This is a genomic window from Pseudomonas sp. PICF141, assembly GCF_002286815.1.
Lineage (GTDB): Bacteria > Pseudomonadota > Gammaproteobacteria > Pseudomonadales > Pseudomonadaceae > Aquipseudomonas.
In genome coordinates this window covers 59,795-73,807 of sequence record NZ_MUNM01000033.1, presented here as the reverse complement: position 1 = coordinate 73,807, position 14,013 = coordinate 59,795, and the positions used below count along the sequence as shown (strand labels likewise).

The following is a 14,013-nucleotide window of genomic DNA, read 5'->3' as shown; positions in this document are numbered from 1 at the left end:
CCGCGAGGCGATTCTGGATATCGGGGAGGAGAGGGGCGAGCAATAAGGATCAAAAGTTTACGCAATACCCTGTAGGAGCTGCCGAAGGCTGCGATCTTTTGATCTTGTCCCCAAAACGCAAAAACGGCACCCGAAGGTGCCGTTTCTGTTTTCTACCGAGTGTCGCTAAGCGATCAACCCGCCAACCCCGATTGCTGAACCAGGTTCAGCAGCGGCTGTGGATACAGGCCGAGGAAGAACGCCAGTACGGCAATCGCCAGCAGCATCACGCCGCCTGCACGTTGTTCCCAGTGCAGTTGCGCATCGTGGCGACGCAGGTTCGGTTCGATCAGGTACAGGGTGACCATCACTCGCAGGTAGTAGAAGACGCCAATGGCGCTACCCAGTACCAGGGAGCCGACCAGCCACCATTGCTGCGACTCGACACCGGTGGCGATGATGTAGAACTTGCCGATGAAGCCCGCGGTCAGCGGGATACCGGCCAGGGACAGCATCATCACGGTCAGGACGGCGGTCAGGTACGGACGGCGCCAGAACAGGCCGCGGTATTCGTACAGGGCGTCCGCGTCACGGCCGTTGTATGGCGAGGACATCAGGGTGATCACACCGAACGCACCAAGGCTGGTGATCACGTAGGTGACCAGGTACACGCCGATGGCTTCCACGGCCAGGCCTTTGCTCGCCACCAGGGCGATCAGCAGGTAACCGAAGTGAGCGATGGACGAATAACCCAGCAGACGCTTGAGGTTGCTCTGGGTCAGTGCCAGCAGGTTACCGAACAGGATCGAGGCGATGGCGATGAGGGTCAGCACGTCGCTCAGCACGCCACTGCTCGCCGCTGGCGAGATCTGGAACAGACGCACCATCACCGCGAACACAGCGACTTTCGAGGCGGTGGCCAGGAACGCTGCCACCGGCGCCGGAGCACCTTCGTAAACGTCCGGGGTCCAGAGGTGGAACGGTACCAGCGACAACTTGAACGCCAGGCCGATCAGCATCATGCCCAGGCCCAGTTGAGCCAGCGAACTTGGCAGGCCGGTGGCCGCCAGGGCCTGACCGATGCCGTTGAAGCTCAGGCTGCCGGAATCGGCGTAGAGCAGGGCCATGCCGAACAACAGGAACGCGGAACCGGCAGCCGACAGCACCATGTACTTGATGCCGGCTTCCAGCGAACGCTTGTTGAAGAAGGCATACGCCACCAGACCGTAAACCGGTACCGAGAGCAGTTCCAGACCGACGAACAAGCCGGCCAGATGCTGCGCGCTGACCAACACCAGGCCACCGGCGGCGGACATCAGGATCAGCAGGTAAAGTTCTTCACGGTTGCCCGGGTAACCCGAACCGCCATCGCCCAAATAGGCGTGGGCGAGGGTCACACAGGCGAGGGTGGCGACCAGGATCAGCGCCATGTACAGGCAAGCGAAGGTGTCGATCTGCAGCAATGGCGTCACGGCCAGTGGCGCGACTTTCAGGGCTGGCAGGATCGACAGCAGCGCCAGGTTCAGACCTGCCACCGACAGCAGGAAGGTCTGTGAGTGGTTGCGGCGCCATGCGATAGCCAGCATCACCACGATGATCGTGGCGCTGGTGATCAACAACGGCGCAAGCGCGATAAAGTGTTGAGTCGTGAATTCCATAGCGCTCTTACCGGGCCGAAGCGAGTTGAGTGAAGGCGGTGCCGAGCCACTGCTGCACGCCATGCATCGTCGCGGCAGAGGTATCGAGGAACGGTTGCGGGTACACGCCGATGTAAATCAGCAGCGCCGCAAGCCCGACCACCATGATCAGTTCGCGACCGTCCATGCCATGCAGCACCGCGTCCGATTTGGACGGGCCGAAGAAGGCACGGTGGACCATGATCAGCGAGTAGACCGAACCGAACACCAGCCCGGACGTCGCAATCACGGTAATCCATGGGGCGCTGGCGAAGGTGCCGATCAGGATCAGGAACTCACCGACGAAGTTACCGGTCGCCGGCAAGCCCAGGGACGCGGCGGCGAAGAACAGGCTCAGAGCCGGCAGGTAGGCAATCTTCGACCACAGGCCACCCATTTCACGCATATCGCGGGTGTGGGTACGCTCGTACAGCTGACCGGAGAGGATAAAGAGTGCCGCGGCCGACAGACCGTGCGCCAGCATCTGCATCACTGCGCCCTGCAGCGCCAGTTGGCTGCCGGAGTAGATGCCGATCAGTACGAAGCCCATGTGGGAAACGGACGAGAAGGCAATCAGACGCTTGATGTCGGTTTGTGCGAAAGCCAGGAACGCGCCGTAGAAGATCCCGATCAGACCCAGGGTCATCGCGAACGGCGCGAATTCGGCCGAGGCGTTCGGGAACAGCGGCAAGGCGAAACGCAGCAGGCCATAGGCCGCAGTCTTCAACAAGATACCGGCCAGGTCCACGGAACCCGCGGTCGGCGCCTGGGCGTGAGCGTCAGGCAACCAGGAGTGAAACGGTACGACTGGCAGCTTGACCGCGAAGGCGATGAAGAAGCCGAGCATCAGGATGTACTCGGTGGTCGTCGACATCTTGGTTTTCAACAGGTCGGCGTAGTTGAAGGTAATCACGCCGGTGTCGTTGAAGTTGACCAGTACCAGACCCAGGATCGCCACCAACATGATCAGGCCGGAAGCCTGGGTGAAGATGAAGAACTTGGTTGCCGCGTAGATCCGGGTTTTCTTGCCGTCCGAAGAACTGTGACCCCAGAGCGCGATGAGGAAATACATCGGCACCAGCATCATTTCCCAGAAGAAGAAGAACATGAACAGGTCGAGGGCGAGGAACACGCCGACGACGCCGCCCAAAATCCACATCAGGTTCAGGTGGAAGAAGCCCACGTGACGCTGGATCTCTTTCCACGAGCAGAGTACCGAGAGGACACCCAGCAGGCCGGTCAGCAGGATCATCAACAGCGACAAGCCGTCGAGGGCCAGGTGCACGTTGATGCCGAAACGCTGGATCCAGACGTGTTTGAACTCAATCACCCAGGTCGGATCGGCGCCAGGCGCCGGTGCAAATGAATAGTCACCGTTGGCCCACAGCCAGAGGCCAAGGGAGAGCAGCAGGGACATGGTGATCAGCGCAATCCAGCGGGGGAGGGTGGCGCCGAAGCGCTCACCCATCCAGCACAGCAGGCCGCCGATGAAGGGGATCAGGATTAGCCAGGGCAGAATCATGACGGGCTCGTTTCCTTTCGCAAGTTCGCAAGGTTCATATCAGACCGCTACCAGCACGACGGCGCCGACTACCAGCACGGCACCAGCAGCCATCGAGGCGGCATACCAACGCAATTGACCGGTCTCGGTACGGCTCAGGGCGGTGTGACCGCCTTTGGCCATACGCGGGATCAGACCGATGGTCTGGTCGAGCGGGTCTTTGCGCAGAATGTGGCTGATCGCAAGGTAAGGCTTGACGAACAGTTTGTCGTAGATCCAGTCGAAGCCCCAGGCAGCGAACCACCAGGCCGAAAGGAAGCGGCCGACGCCGCTGTTGGCGATGGCGGTGACGAAGCGACGCTTGCCGAGGAACAGCAGCGCGGCCAGCAGGATACCGGCCAGGGCGATGGCGCCCGAGGCGATTTCCAGACTGTGCTTGGCGTCGCCGCCGGCATGGCCGACGCTTTGTGGCAGTACACCGTGCAGCGGCGGAACGATCATCGCGCCGACGAACGTCGACAGTACGATCAGCACCGACAGTGGCAGCCAGTGAGCAATGCCGTGACCGGCGTGCGCTTCGGTCTTCGCTTCACCGTGGAACGCGATGAAGATCAGGCGGAAGGTGTACAGCGAGGTCATGAAGGCACCGACCAGACCGGCATAAAGCAGACCCTGGTTACCGCTGGCGAACGCTTCCCAGAGGATTTCATCCTTGGAATAGAAGCCCGCGGTCACCAGAGGCAAGGCCGCCAGGGCCGCGCCGCCGACGATGAAACTGGCGTAGGCCAGTGGCAGCTTCTTCCACAGGCCGCCCATCTTGAAGATGTTCTGCTCGTGGTGGCAGGCAACGATCACCGAACCGGACGCGAGGAACAACAGCGCCTTGAAGAAGGCGTGGGTCATCAGGTGGAAGATCGCGCCTTCCCACGCACCTACGCCCAAGGCCAGGAACATGTAGCCGATCTGGCTCATGGTCGAGTAGGCGAGGATACGTTTGATGTCGGTCTGAACCAGTGCGGCAAAACCTGCCAGTACCAGCGTCACACCACCCACGACACCGACCAGGTGCAGAATGTCCGGCGCCAGGGCGAACAGGCCGTGGGTACGGGCAATCAGGTAGACACCGGCGGTCACCATGGTCGCGGCGTGGATCAGTGCCGAAACCGGGGTCGGGCCGGCCATCGCATCCGCCAGCCAGGTTTGCAGCGGCAGTTGCGCGGATTTACCGACAGCGCCACCCAGCAGCATCAGGGTCGCCAGCACGATCCAGAAGTCGCCGGCCTTGAAATGCTCAGGCGCCTTGACCAGCAGTTCCTGAATGTTCAGCGTGCCCAACTGCTGGAACAGGATGAACAGGCCGATGGCCATGAACACGTCGCCAACGCGGGTCACGATGAAGGCTTTGAGTGCCGCGTTACCGTTGTTGCGGTTGCTGTAGTAGAAACCGATCAACAGGTAGGAGCACAGGCCCACGCCTTCCCAGCCGAAGTACACGAACAGCAGGTTATCGGCCAGGACCAGGAACAGCATGCTGGCGATAAACAGGTTGGTGTAGGCGAAGAAGCGCGAGTAACCGGCTTCACCGCGCATGTACCAGGATGCGAACAGATGGATCAGGAAGCCAACGCCGACCACCACACCCAGCATGGTCAGGGACAGACCATCCAGGTACAGCGCGAAGTTAGGCGTGAAGCCTTCCACCGCCATCCACTGCCACAACACTTGGGTGTAGTGACCGCCTTCAGGGGGCGCAACGTTGAACTGCCAGATGATGTAAGCCGTGACGATTGCCGACAGGCCAATGGAGCCGACGCCGATCAGCGCCGAAAGGTTTTCCGAGAGGCGTCCACGGGAGAACGACAGCAGCAGGAAACCGATGAGAGGGAATACGAAAGTCAGATAGAGAAGGTTCATCCGCGCATCTCGCTGGCAGCGTCGATATCGAGAGTGTGGAAGCGGCGATACAGCTGCAACAGAATCGCCAGGCCAATACTGGCCTCGGCGGCTGCCAGGCTGATCACCAGGATGAACATGATCTGTCCATCCGGCTGTCCCCAGCGGCTACCGGCAACGATGAACGCCAACGCGGAGGCATTCATCATGACCTCCAGGCTCATCAGCACGAAGAGAATGTTGCGCCGGACCATCAGGCCGACCAGACCGAGGCAGAACAGGATGCCGGCGACCGCCAGACCATGCTCCAAAGGGATAGCAGGCATCGTCATTGCTCCTTGGCTTCGTTGCGGCCCAAGTGGAACGCCGTGACGGCTGCGGCGAGCAGCAGCATCGAGGCGAGTTCGACCACCAGCAGATACGGGCCGAACAGGCTGATGCCCACGGCCTTGGCGTCTACGGTGGTGTGGCCGATGGCCTGACCGCTGGCATCGCTGAACAGTACGTACAGCAGTTCAACCAGCAGCAGGGCGCCGAGGGCGACGGGGCCCAGCCAAATGCCGGGCTTGAGCCAGACGCGCTCTTGCTGAACCGAGGCCGGGCCCAGGTTCAGCATCATCACCACGAACACGAACAGCACCATGATGGCGCCGGCGTAGGCGATCACTTCCAGGACACCGGCAAACGGTGCGCCGAGGGCGAAGAACGTCATGGCCACGGCGATCAGCGAAATGATCAGGTAGAGCAGGGCGTGCACGGGGTTGGTGTTGGTGATCACGCGAAGCGTGGACACAACAGCGATACCCGATGCGAAATAGAAAGCGAATTCCATCTTTCTTCCTTAAGGCAGCAAGCTCTTCACGTTGATCGGCTGGGCTTCATTCTGCGCGGCGCCTTTAGGCTTACCGGCAATCGCCATACCTGCAACACGATAGAAGTTGTAATCAGGGTTTTTGCCGGGGCCGGAGATCAAAAGATCTTCTTTCTCGTACACCAGGTCCTGACGTTTGAACTCGGCCATTTCGAAATCCGGTGTCAGCTGGATCGCGGTGGTCGGGCAGGCTTCCTCGCAGAGGCCGCAGAAAATGCAGCGCGAGAAGTTGATGCGGAAGAAGTCCGGGTACCAGCGACCGTCTTCGGTTTCAGCTTTCTGCAGCGAGATGCAACCCACCGGGCACGCCACGGCGCACAGGTTGCAGGCTACACAACGCTCTTCGCCGTCGGGGTCGCGGGTCAGCACGATACGCCCACGGAAGCGCGGCGGCAGGTACACGGGTTCTTCCGGGTATTGCAGCGTGTCGCGCTTGCGAAAGGCATGGCCGAAGATCATCACCAGGCTGCGAAGCTGGGTGAAGAAGCCATGCACGATGTCAAAAATGTACTTCATGATTCTCTATCCTCACTGAGCCGCGACGGCGGGCGTGTTGAGCAACACGACCGCAGCGGTCACCAGCATGTTGACGAGGGTCAGCGGCAGGCAGAACTTCCAGCTGAAATCCATCACTTGGTCATACCGTGGGCGCGGAATCGAGGCGCGCAACAGGATGAAGAACATGATGAAGAACGCGGTTTTCAGCGCGAACCAGATGAACGGGATCTGCGGCAGAATGCCGAACGGACCGTGCCAGCCACCGAAGAACAAGGTCACCAGCAGCGCCGAAATCAGCACGATGCCGATGTACTCACCGACGAAGAACATCCCCCATTTCATGCCGGCGTATTCAATGTGGTAACCGTCGGCCAGTTCCTGTTCCGCTTCCGGCTGGTCGAACGGGTGACGGTGAGTCACGGCGACACCAGCGATGAAAAAGGTCAGGAAACCGAAGATCTGCGGAATGATGAGCCACATGTTCTGCGCTTGGTATTCAACGATGTCGCGCATGTTGAACGAGCCGACCTGGATCACGATGCCCATCAGCGACAGGCCCATGAACACTTCGTACGACACGGTTTGTGCCGAGGCCCGCAAGCTGCCCAACAGGGCGAACTTGTTGTTACTCGACCAGCCGGCGAACAGCACCGCGTAGACCGACAGACCGGCCATGGCGAAGAAGAACAGGATGCCGATGTTGATGTCCGCCACGCCCCAGGTCGGGGTGATCGGGATAATCGCGAAGGCCATCAGCAAGGCGCTCATGGCCACGACCGGCGCCAACGTGAAGATCACTTTGTCGGCGAACGGCGGGGTCCAGTCTTCCTTGAAGAACATCTTGATCATGTCCGCGGCGATCTGGAATGCGCCGAACGGGCCGACGCGGTTCGGACCGTAACGGTCCTGCCAGAGGGCGAGCAGACGACGCTCGACCCAGCTCAACAGCGCGCCGCACACCACCACGGCGAGCAGAATCACGATGGCCTTGAGGACCGCGATGATTACGTCGATCACTTCAGGAGTGAACCAGGTCATAGCGCTGCCTCCTGCAGACCGTCAACGGATTGGCCAAAGATCGCTGGCGGGATGCCGGCGATACCGGCCGGCAATGCGACCAGACCGGCGCCCAGCTCCTCATTGATACGCAGTGGCAGACGCAGGGTCTGGCCGGCCACGTTCAGGCTCAGCAGGGCACCATCATTGACGCCCAGACGATCGGCTTCGGACTTGGCCAGCGACAGGTAAGGGGCTGGAATGCGTTCCTGGACCGGCGCGGCTTTGGAAGAGTTTTCTTCGCTGCCGAACAGGTGGAAGAACGGCACGACCTGCCAGGTGCCCGGAGCCGGGTTGAACGCGCGCGGAACACTGGCGAACCAGTTCAGCGAATCACCGGTGCTTTCGATCAGGCGAATGCCCGGGTCGCCGGCGCGGAGGTGACCACCGACTTCGTCCTGGAACTTGTTCCAGGCTTGCGGCGAGTTCCAGCCCGGAGACCAGGCGAATGGCACTTGCTGACGCGGTTCGGCCGAGCCCGAGTAACCTTCCATGGAGAACGAGAACGCCGTGTCGTTGTCTTGGGACGTACGCGGTTCATGCACGCTGATATCGGCGCGCATGGCGGTCCGGCCGCTGTAACGCAGCGGTTCGCGAGCCAGTTTCAGGCCCTTGATACGGAACGCGGCAGACGGTGCGGCCTCGACGATGCGCGCCAGTTGCGGTTTGCTCGCAGCAACGGCAGCGGTGACGTGGTCCAGTTGGGTCCAGTCGATCGGCTGGTTCAGCAGGGTCGAACGCAGGGCATGCAGCCAGCGCCAGCCTTCGTGAACCAGAATGCTTGCGTCGAGGTAAGTCGGGTCGAAGACCTGGAAGAAACGCTGGGCGCGGCCTTCCTGGCTGACCAGCGTACCGTCGCCTTCAGCGAAGCTGGCCGCTGGCAGCACCAGGTGCGCGCGATCGCTGGTGGCGGTCTTCTGATGGTCGGCCACGATCACCACTTTTGCGGCGTTCAGGGCAGCATCGACACGGGCTTTGTCGGTACGGGTGTACAGATCGTTTTCCAGCACGACGATGGCGTCGGCCTTACCGTCGATCACCGCTTGCAGGGCCGCGTCGACCGAGTCACCACCGAGCATGGCCAGGCCGAGGCTGTTGGCTTCTGGCACGATCAGGCTGATGGAGCCGTTCTTCTCGCGCAGCTTCAGGGCTTTGGCAATGTTTGCAGCAGCTTCGATCAACGCCTTGGAACCCAGCGAGGTGCCGGCAATGATCAACGGACGCTTGGCAGCGAGCAGGGCGTTGGCGATGCGCTGAGCCAGTTCGAGGGCTTCAGCGTCCAGGCCTTCAACGGCCGGCGCGCTGGCATCGAGGGCGTGAGCCACGGCGAAACCGATGCGAGCCAGGTCGTCGGGAGCGGCGTGAACGCATTCTTCAGCCACGTCGTCGAGCTTGGTTTCAGCCAGGCTGGCGATGAACAGCGGGTTCAGCGCGTCCTGACCGATGTTCTTCACCGCGGCATCGAGCCACGGCTGAACGCGCATGGCGTCGGCCATGTCTTCGGCCTTGCCCTTGACCGATTGACGCAGGGCCAGGGCCATACGCGCAGCCGTCTGGGTCAGGTCTTCGCCGAGGACGAAAATCGCATCGTGATCTTCGATGTCGCGCATGTTCGGGATCGGCAGCGGGCTGTCTTTGAGCACCTGCACAACCAGGCGAATGCGCTCAAGTTCAGCAGCTTCGATACCGGAGTAGAAATGCTCGGCACCGACCAGTTCCAGCAACGCGTAGTTGCTTTCGAGGCTGGCGCGCGGCGAACCGATGCCGACGATGTTGCGACCACGCAGCAGGTCAGCGGCTTTATCCAGCGCTTCGTCGAGGCTCAGCTTGGCGCCGTTGGCCAGCAGTGGCTGACGCGGGCGGTCTTCGCGGTTGACGTAGCCATAGCCGAAACGGCCACGGTCGCACAGGAAGTACTGGTTCACCGAACCGTTGAAGCGGTTTTCGATGCGACGCAGTTCGCCGTAACGCTCGCCCGGGGAAATGTTGCAACCGCTGGAGCAGCCATGGCAGATGCTCGGCGAGAATTGCATGTCCCATTTACGGTTGTAGCGCTCGGAGTGGGTCTTGTCGGTGAACACGCCGGTCGGGCAGACCTCGGTGAGGTTGCCGGAGAACTCGCTTTCCAGCACGCCGTCTTCAACGCGACCGAAGTACACGTTGTCGTGGGCGCCGAATACGCCGAGGTCGGTGCCGCCGGCGTAGTCCTTATAGAAGCGCACGCAGCGATAGCAAGCGATGCAGCGGTTCATTTCGTGGGAAATGAACGGGCCCAGTTGCTGGTTCTGGTGAGTACGCTTGGTGAAGCGATAACGGCGCTCGTTGTGGCCGGTCATCACCGTCATGTCTTGCAGGTGGCAGTGACCGCCTTCCTCACAGACCGGGCAGTCGTGAGGGTGGTTGGTCATCAGCCATTCAACGACGCTTGCGCGAAACACTTTCGCTTCTTCGTCGTCGATGGAGATCCAGCTGCCGTCGGTGGCGGGGGTCATGCAGGACATGACGATCCGACCACGCTTGTCGTTCTCGTCGGTGTACTGCTTGACCGCGCACTGGCGGCAAGCGCCAACGCTGCCAAGGGCTGGGTGCCAGCAGAAATAAGGGATATCGAGGCCTAGCGACAGACACGCCTGTAACAGGTTGTCTGCCCCATCGACTTCGAGCTCTTTGCCGTCTACGTGGATAGTGGCCATGGTTCAAAGTTCTTCGTTGGCCCGGTGTCAGCGGGCGTGGCTAATGGAATCTTGTTATTCGCGTGAATCAACACAGCCGTTTACGGCGTCATCACACGACAAAGCGAAGGGCACGGACCCTTCGCTTTTTTAAGCGTTTACGCGCCGACTACGATCGGCTTTGCCAGAGGCGGGACGACGGCGCTGGTGGGCGCGATGCCGGCTTCGAACTCTGGACGGAAGTATTTGATGGCGCTACCCAACGGCTCCACGGCACCCGGTGCGTGTGCACAGAAGGTCTTGCCAGGGCCGAGGAAACCGACCAGACCCAGCAGGGTCTCGATATCGCCGGCTTGCCCTTCACCGTTCTCGATCGCGCGCAGCAGCTTGACGCTCCACGGCAGACCGTCACGGCACGGGGTGCAGAAGCCACAGGATTCGCGGGAGAAGAACTCTTCCATGTTGCGCAGCAACGACACCATGTTGATGCTGTCGTCCACCGCCATGGCCAGGCCGGTACCCATACGGGTGCCCACTTTGGCGATGCCGCCGGCATACATTTGTGCGTCCAGGTGCTCCGGCAACAGGAAACCGGTACCGGCACCGCCTGGCTGCCAGCACTTGAGCTTGTAACCGTCGCGCATGCCGCCGGCGTAGTCTTCGAACAGTTCGCGACCGGTGATGCCGAACGGCAATTCCCACAGGCCAGGGTTCTTGACCTTGCCGGAGAAGCCCATGAGCTTGGTGCCCATGTCTTCGCTGCCTTCGCGGGCCAACGATTTGTACCAGCTCACGCCGTCGGCAATGATTGCCGGCACGTTGCACAGGGTTTCAACGTTGTTCACGCAAGTCGGCTTGCCCCACACGCCTACGGCGGCAGGGAAGGGCGGCTTGGAGCGCGGGTTGGCGCGGCGGCCTTCGAGGGAGTTGATCAGTGCGGTTTCTTCACCGCAGATGTAGCGCCCGGCGCCGGTGTGCACGAACAGCTCGAAATCAAAGCCGCTGCCCAGGATGTTCTTACCCAGCAGGCCTGCTGCCTTGGCTTCTTCCACGGCACGGTTGAGGTGCTTGGCGGCGGTGGTGTATTCGCCACGCAGGAAGATGTAGCCACGGTAGGTTTTCAGCGCGCGAGCACTGATCAGCATGCCTTCGATCAGCAGATGGGGCAGTTGCTCCATCAGCATGCGGTCTTTCCAGGTGTTCGGCTCCATCTCATCCGCGTTGCACAGCAAGTAGCGGATGTTGATGGATTCGTCCTTTGGCATCAGGCCCCACTTCACGCCCGTGGGGAAGCCTGCACCGCCGCGGCCCTTGAGGCCGGAGTCTTTCACGGTCTGGACGATGTCGTCCTGGGCCATGTCGGCGAAGGCTTTGCGCGCAGCGGCGTAACCGTTCTTGGCCTGGTATTCGTCGAGCCATACGGCTTCGCCGTCGTCACGCAGACGCCAGGTGAGCGGATGAGTCTCGGCCGAACGCTTGATGCGGTTGGCAGGACCGAAGGAAGTCAGGGTCATACGTAGCCCTCGAGCAGTTTGGCAACACCGGCAGGCTGCACATCACCGAATGTGTCGTCGTCGATCATCAACGCCGGCGCCTTGTCGCAGTTGCCGAGGCAGCAGACCGGCAGCAGGGTGAAACGACCGTCGGCAGTGGTCTGGCCCAGGCCGATGCCCAGCTTGCTCTGGATTTCGCTGACCACCGACTCGTGGCCGCCGATGTAGCAGACCATGCTGTCGCAGACGCGAATGATGTGACGGCCCACGGGCTGACGGAAGATCTGGCTATAGAACGTTGCCACGCCTTCAACGTCGCTGGCGGGGATGCCAAGGATTTCGCCAATGGCGTAGAGCGCGCCATCAGGCACCCAGCCACGTTCCTTCTGGACGATCTTCAGGGCTTCGATCGACGCCGCGCGCGGGTCTTCGTAGTGATGCAGCTCATGCTCGATGGCCGAGCGCTCGGTTTCGCTCAGGGCGAAACGGTCTGTCAGGATAAGCGTGCTGTTCATGCTTAACGGTCCACGTCGGCCATAACGAAATCGATACTACCCAGGTACGCGATCAAGTCCGCGACCATGCTGCCTTTGATCACCGAAGGGATCTGCTGCAAGTGCGGGAAGCTTGGGGTACGAATCCGGGTGCGGTAGCTCATGGTGCCGCCATCGCTCGTCAGGTAATAACTGTTGATGCCCTTGGTCGCTTCGATCATCTGGAAAGATTCGTTGGCCGGCATGACCGGGCCCCACGAAACTTGCAGGAAGTGCGTGATCAGGGTCTCGATGTGTTGCAGCGTGCGCTCTTTGGGCGGCGGCGTGGTCAGCGGGTGATCCGCCTTGTACGGGCCTTCCGGCATGTTGCGCATGCACTGCTCGATGATCTTGATGCTCTGGCGCATTTCTTCGACGCGAACGATGCAACGGTCGTAGGCATCACCATTGGCCGCCAGCGGCACTTCGAATTCGAAGTTCTCGTAACCCGAGTAAGGGCGCGCTTTACGCAGGTCGAAATCGCAACCGGTCGAACGCAAGCCTGCACCGGTGACGCCCCATTCCAGGGCTTCCTTGGTGTTGTAGGCGGCGACGCCGATGGTCCGGCCACGCAGGATGCTGTTGTCCAGTGCGGCTTTCTGGTATTCGTCCAGACGCTTGGGCATCCACTCGACGAAATCCTTGACCAGTTTTTCCCAGCCGCGCGGCAGGTCGTGGGCGACGCCACCGATGCGGTACCAGGCCGGGTGCAGACGGAAACCGGTAATGGCTTCGATCACCGTGTACGCCTTCTGGCGGTCGGTGAAGGTGAAGAACACCGGGGTCATGGCGCCGACGTCCTGGATGTAGGTCCCCAGGAACAACAGGTGGCTGGTGATCCGGAAGAACTCGGCCATCATGATGCGGATGACGTCGACCTTCTCGGGCACCTTGATGCCGGCCAGCTTCTCGACCGAGAGCACGTACGGCAGGTTGTTCATCACGCCGCCGAGGTAGTCGATCCGGTCGGTGTACGGAATGAAGCTGTGCCAGGACTGACGCTCGGCCATCTTCTCGGCACCACGGTGGTGGTAACCGACGTCCGGCACGCAGTCGACGATCTCTTCACCGTCCAGCTGCAGAATGATGCGGAACGCCCCGTGCGCCGAAGGGTGGTTGGGGCCCAGGTTGAGGAACATGTAGTCCTCGTTCGCACCGGAACGCTTCATGCCCCAATCTTCAGGCTTGAAGCGCGCGGCTTCTTCCTCAAGCTGTTGCTTGGCCAGCGTCAGGCTGAACGGGTCGAATTCGGTGGCGCGGGCCGGGAAGTCCTTGCGCAGCGGGTGGCCTTCCCAGGTCGGCGGCATCATGATGCGCGTCAGGTGCGGGTGACCGGCAAAGTTGATGCCGTACATGTCCCACACTTCACGCTCGTACCAGTTGGCGTTTGGCCACAGACCGGTAACGGTCGGTACGCTGAGGTCGCTCTCGGACAAGGCGACCTTGATCATTACGTCACTATTACGTTCGATCGACATCAAGTGATAGAACACAGTGAAGTCGGCGCCGCTTGGCAGCCCTTGACGCTTGGTGCGCAGACGCTCGTCCACGCCGTGCAGGTCATAGAGCATGACGTACGGCTTGGGCAGGTTGCGCAGGAAGGTCAGGACTTCGACGAGTTTGGCGCGGGCAACCCAAAGCACCGGCATGCCGGTGCGGGTCGGCTGGGCGCTGAACGCCTCCGGGCCAAAACGATTGTTCAGTTCGACGACCACATCCTGGTCGTCTGCCTTGTAAGGCGGGATGTACAGAGCACTGCCTGTAGTCATGGTTATTTATCGCTTTCGGTCAACGTAAAGAATGAAGCCAGTTTCTCGTTTCTTTGTAAGAACAGATCTGGA

11 protein-coding genes are annotated in these 14,013 nt (G+C 61.1%); all 11 read right to left on the bottom strand.

Translation table 11 applies throughout. The annotated features are described in order from the left end of the window. Positions 1 to 173: 173 nt before the first annotated feature. On the bottom strand, positions 174 to 1,637 hold the full coding sequence (nuoN, locus tag BZL43_RS06635) for an NADH-quinone oxidoreductase subunit NuoN (protein ID WP_095631560.1): 1,464 nt from the start codon (positions 1,635 to 1,637) through the stop codon (positions 174 to 176). Between the two features lie 7 nt (positions 1,638 to 1,644). Further along, positions 1,645 to 3,177, bottom strand: a complete 1,533-nt coding sequence (nuoM, locus tag BZL43_RS06630; RefSeq protein ID WP_095631559.1) for an NADH-quinone oxidoreductase subunit M — start codon at positions 3,175 to 3,177, stop codon at positions 1,645 to 1,647. A gap of 39 nt (positions 3,178 to 3,216) precedes the next feature. Then, positions 3,217 to 5,070: an NADH-quinone oxidoreductase subunit L gene (gene nuoL, locus BZL43_RS06625; RefSeq protein WP_095631558.1), complete on the bottom strand. Its 1,854-nt coding sequence runs from the start codon at positions 5,068 to 5,070 to the stop codon at positions 3,217 to 3,219. Continuing rightward, positions 5,067 to 5,375, bottom strand: coding sequence for an NADH-quinone oxidoreductase subunit NuoK (nuoK, locus tag BZL43_RS06620; protein WP_007905077.1), 309 nt, complete (start codon positions 5,373 to 5,375; stop codon positions 5,067 to 5,069). Before nuoK ends, nuoL begins: the two co-directional genes overlap by 4 nt. Positions 5,376 to 5,377: 2 nt before the next feature. Next, positions 5,378 to 5,881 (bottom strand): NADH-quinone oxidoreductase subunit J, encoded by a 504-nt coding sequence (gene nuoJ, locus BZL43_RS06615; RefSeq protein WP_095631557.1) that lies wholly within the window; start codon positions 5,879 to 5,881, stop codon positions 5,378 to 5,380. A gap of 9 nt (positions 5,882 to 5,890) precedes the next feature. Continuing rightward, on the bottom strand, positions 5,891 to 6,436 hold the full coding sequence (nuoI, locus tag BZL43_RS06610) for an NADH-quinone oxidoreductase subunit NuoI (protein WP_218228028.1): 546 nt from the start codon (positions 6,434 to 6,436) through the stop codon (positions 5,891 to 5,893). Positions 6,437 to 6,448: 12 nt separating this feature from the next. Then, positions 6,449 to 7,456 carry an NADH-quinone oxidoreductase subunit NuoH gene (nuoH, locus tag BZL43_RS06605; protein ID WP_095631555.1) on the bottom strand — a complete coding sequence of 336 codons (1,008 nt, stop codon included), beginning with the start codon at positions 7,454 to 7,456 and terminating at the stop codon, positions 6,449 to 6,451. After that, complete coding sequence (gene nuoG, locus BZL43_RS06600; RefSeq protein ID WP_095631554.1) at positions 7,453 to 10,167, bottom strand: NADH-quinone oxidoreductase subunit NuoG; 2,715 nt, start codon at positions 10,165 to 10,167, stop codon at positions 7,453 to 7,455. The genes nuoH and nuoG overlap by 4 nt, the downstream gene beginning before the upstream one ends. Positions 10,168 to 10,304: 137 nt before the next feature. Next, positions 10,305 to 11,660 (bottom strand): NADH-quinone oxidoreductase subunit NuoF, encoded by a 1,356-nt coding sequence (gene nuoF / locus BZL43_RS06595; RefSeq protein WP_095631553.1) that lies wholly within the window; start codon positions 11,658 to 11,660, stop codon positions 10,305 to 10,307. Next, positions 11,657 to 12,154, bottom strand: a complete 498-nt coding sequence (gene nuoE / locus BZL43_RS06590) for an NADH-quinone oxidoreductase subunit NuoE (RefSeq protein WP_007905058.1) — start codon at positions 12,152 to 12,154, stop codon at positions 11,657 to 11,659. Before nuoE ends, nuoF begins: the two co-directional genes overlap by 4 nt. Before the next feature lie 2 nt (positions 12,155 to 12,156). Next, positions 12,157 to 13,941, bottom strand: a complete 1,785-nt coding sequence (gene nuoC / locus BZL43_RS06585) for an NADH-quinone oxidoreductase subunit C/D (RefSeq protein ID WP_095631552.1) — start codon at positions 13,939 to 13,941, stop codon at positions 12,157 to 12,159. Positions 13,942 to 14,013: the final 72 nt, after the last annotated feature.

Coding starts and splice junctions, on each gene's coding strand:
- nuoL (WP_095631558.1), bottom strand. CDS start 5,070: ATGAACCTTCTCTATCTGACTTTCGTATTCCCTCTCATCGGTTTCCTG.
- nuoI (WP_218228028.1), bottom strand. CDS start 6,436: ATGAAGTACATTTTTGACATCGTGCATGGCTTCTTCACCCAGCTTCGC.
- nuoN (WP_095631560.1), bottom strand. CDS start 1,637: ATGGAATTCACGACTCAACACTTTATCGCGCTTGCGCCGTTGTTGATC.
- nuoF (WP_095631553.1), bottom strand. CDS start 11,660: ATGACCCTGACTTCCTTCGGTCCTGCCAACCGCATCAAGCGTTCGGCC.
- nuoM (WP_095631559.1), bottom strand. CDS start 3,177: ATGATTCTGCCCTGGCTAATCCTGATCCCCTTCATCGGCGGCCTGCTG.
- nuoC (WP_095631552.1), bottom strand. CDS start 13,941: ATGACTACAGGCAGTGCTCTGTACATCCCGCCTTACAAGGCAGACGAC.
- nuoH (WP_095631555.1), bottom strand. CDS start 7,456: ATGACCTGGTTCACTCCTGAAGTGATCGACGTAATCATCGCGGTCCTC.
- nuoE (WP_007905058.1), bottom strand. CDS start 12,154: ATGAACAGCACGCTTATCCTGACAGACCGTTTCGCCCTGAGCGAAACC.
- nuoG (WP_095631554.1), bottom strand. CDS start 10,167: ATGGCCACTATCCACGTAGACGGCAAAGAGCTCGAAGTCGATGGGGCA.
- nuoK (WP_007905077.1), bottom strand. CDS start 5,375: ATGCCTGCTATCCCTTTGGAGCATGGTCTGGCGGTCGCCGGCATCCTG.
- nuoJ (WP_095631557.1), bottom strand. CDS start 5,881: ATGGAATTCGCTTTCTATTTCGCATCGGGTATCGCTGTTGTGTCCACG.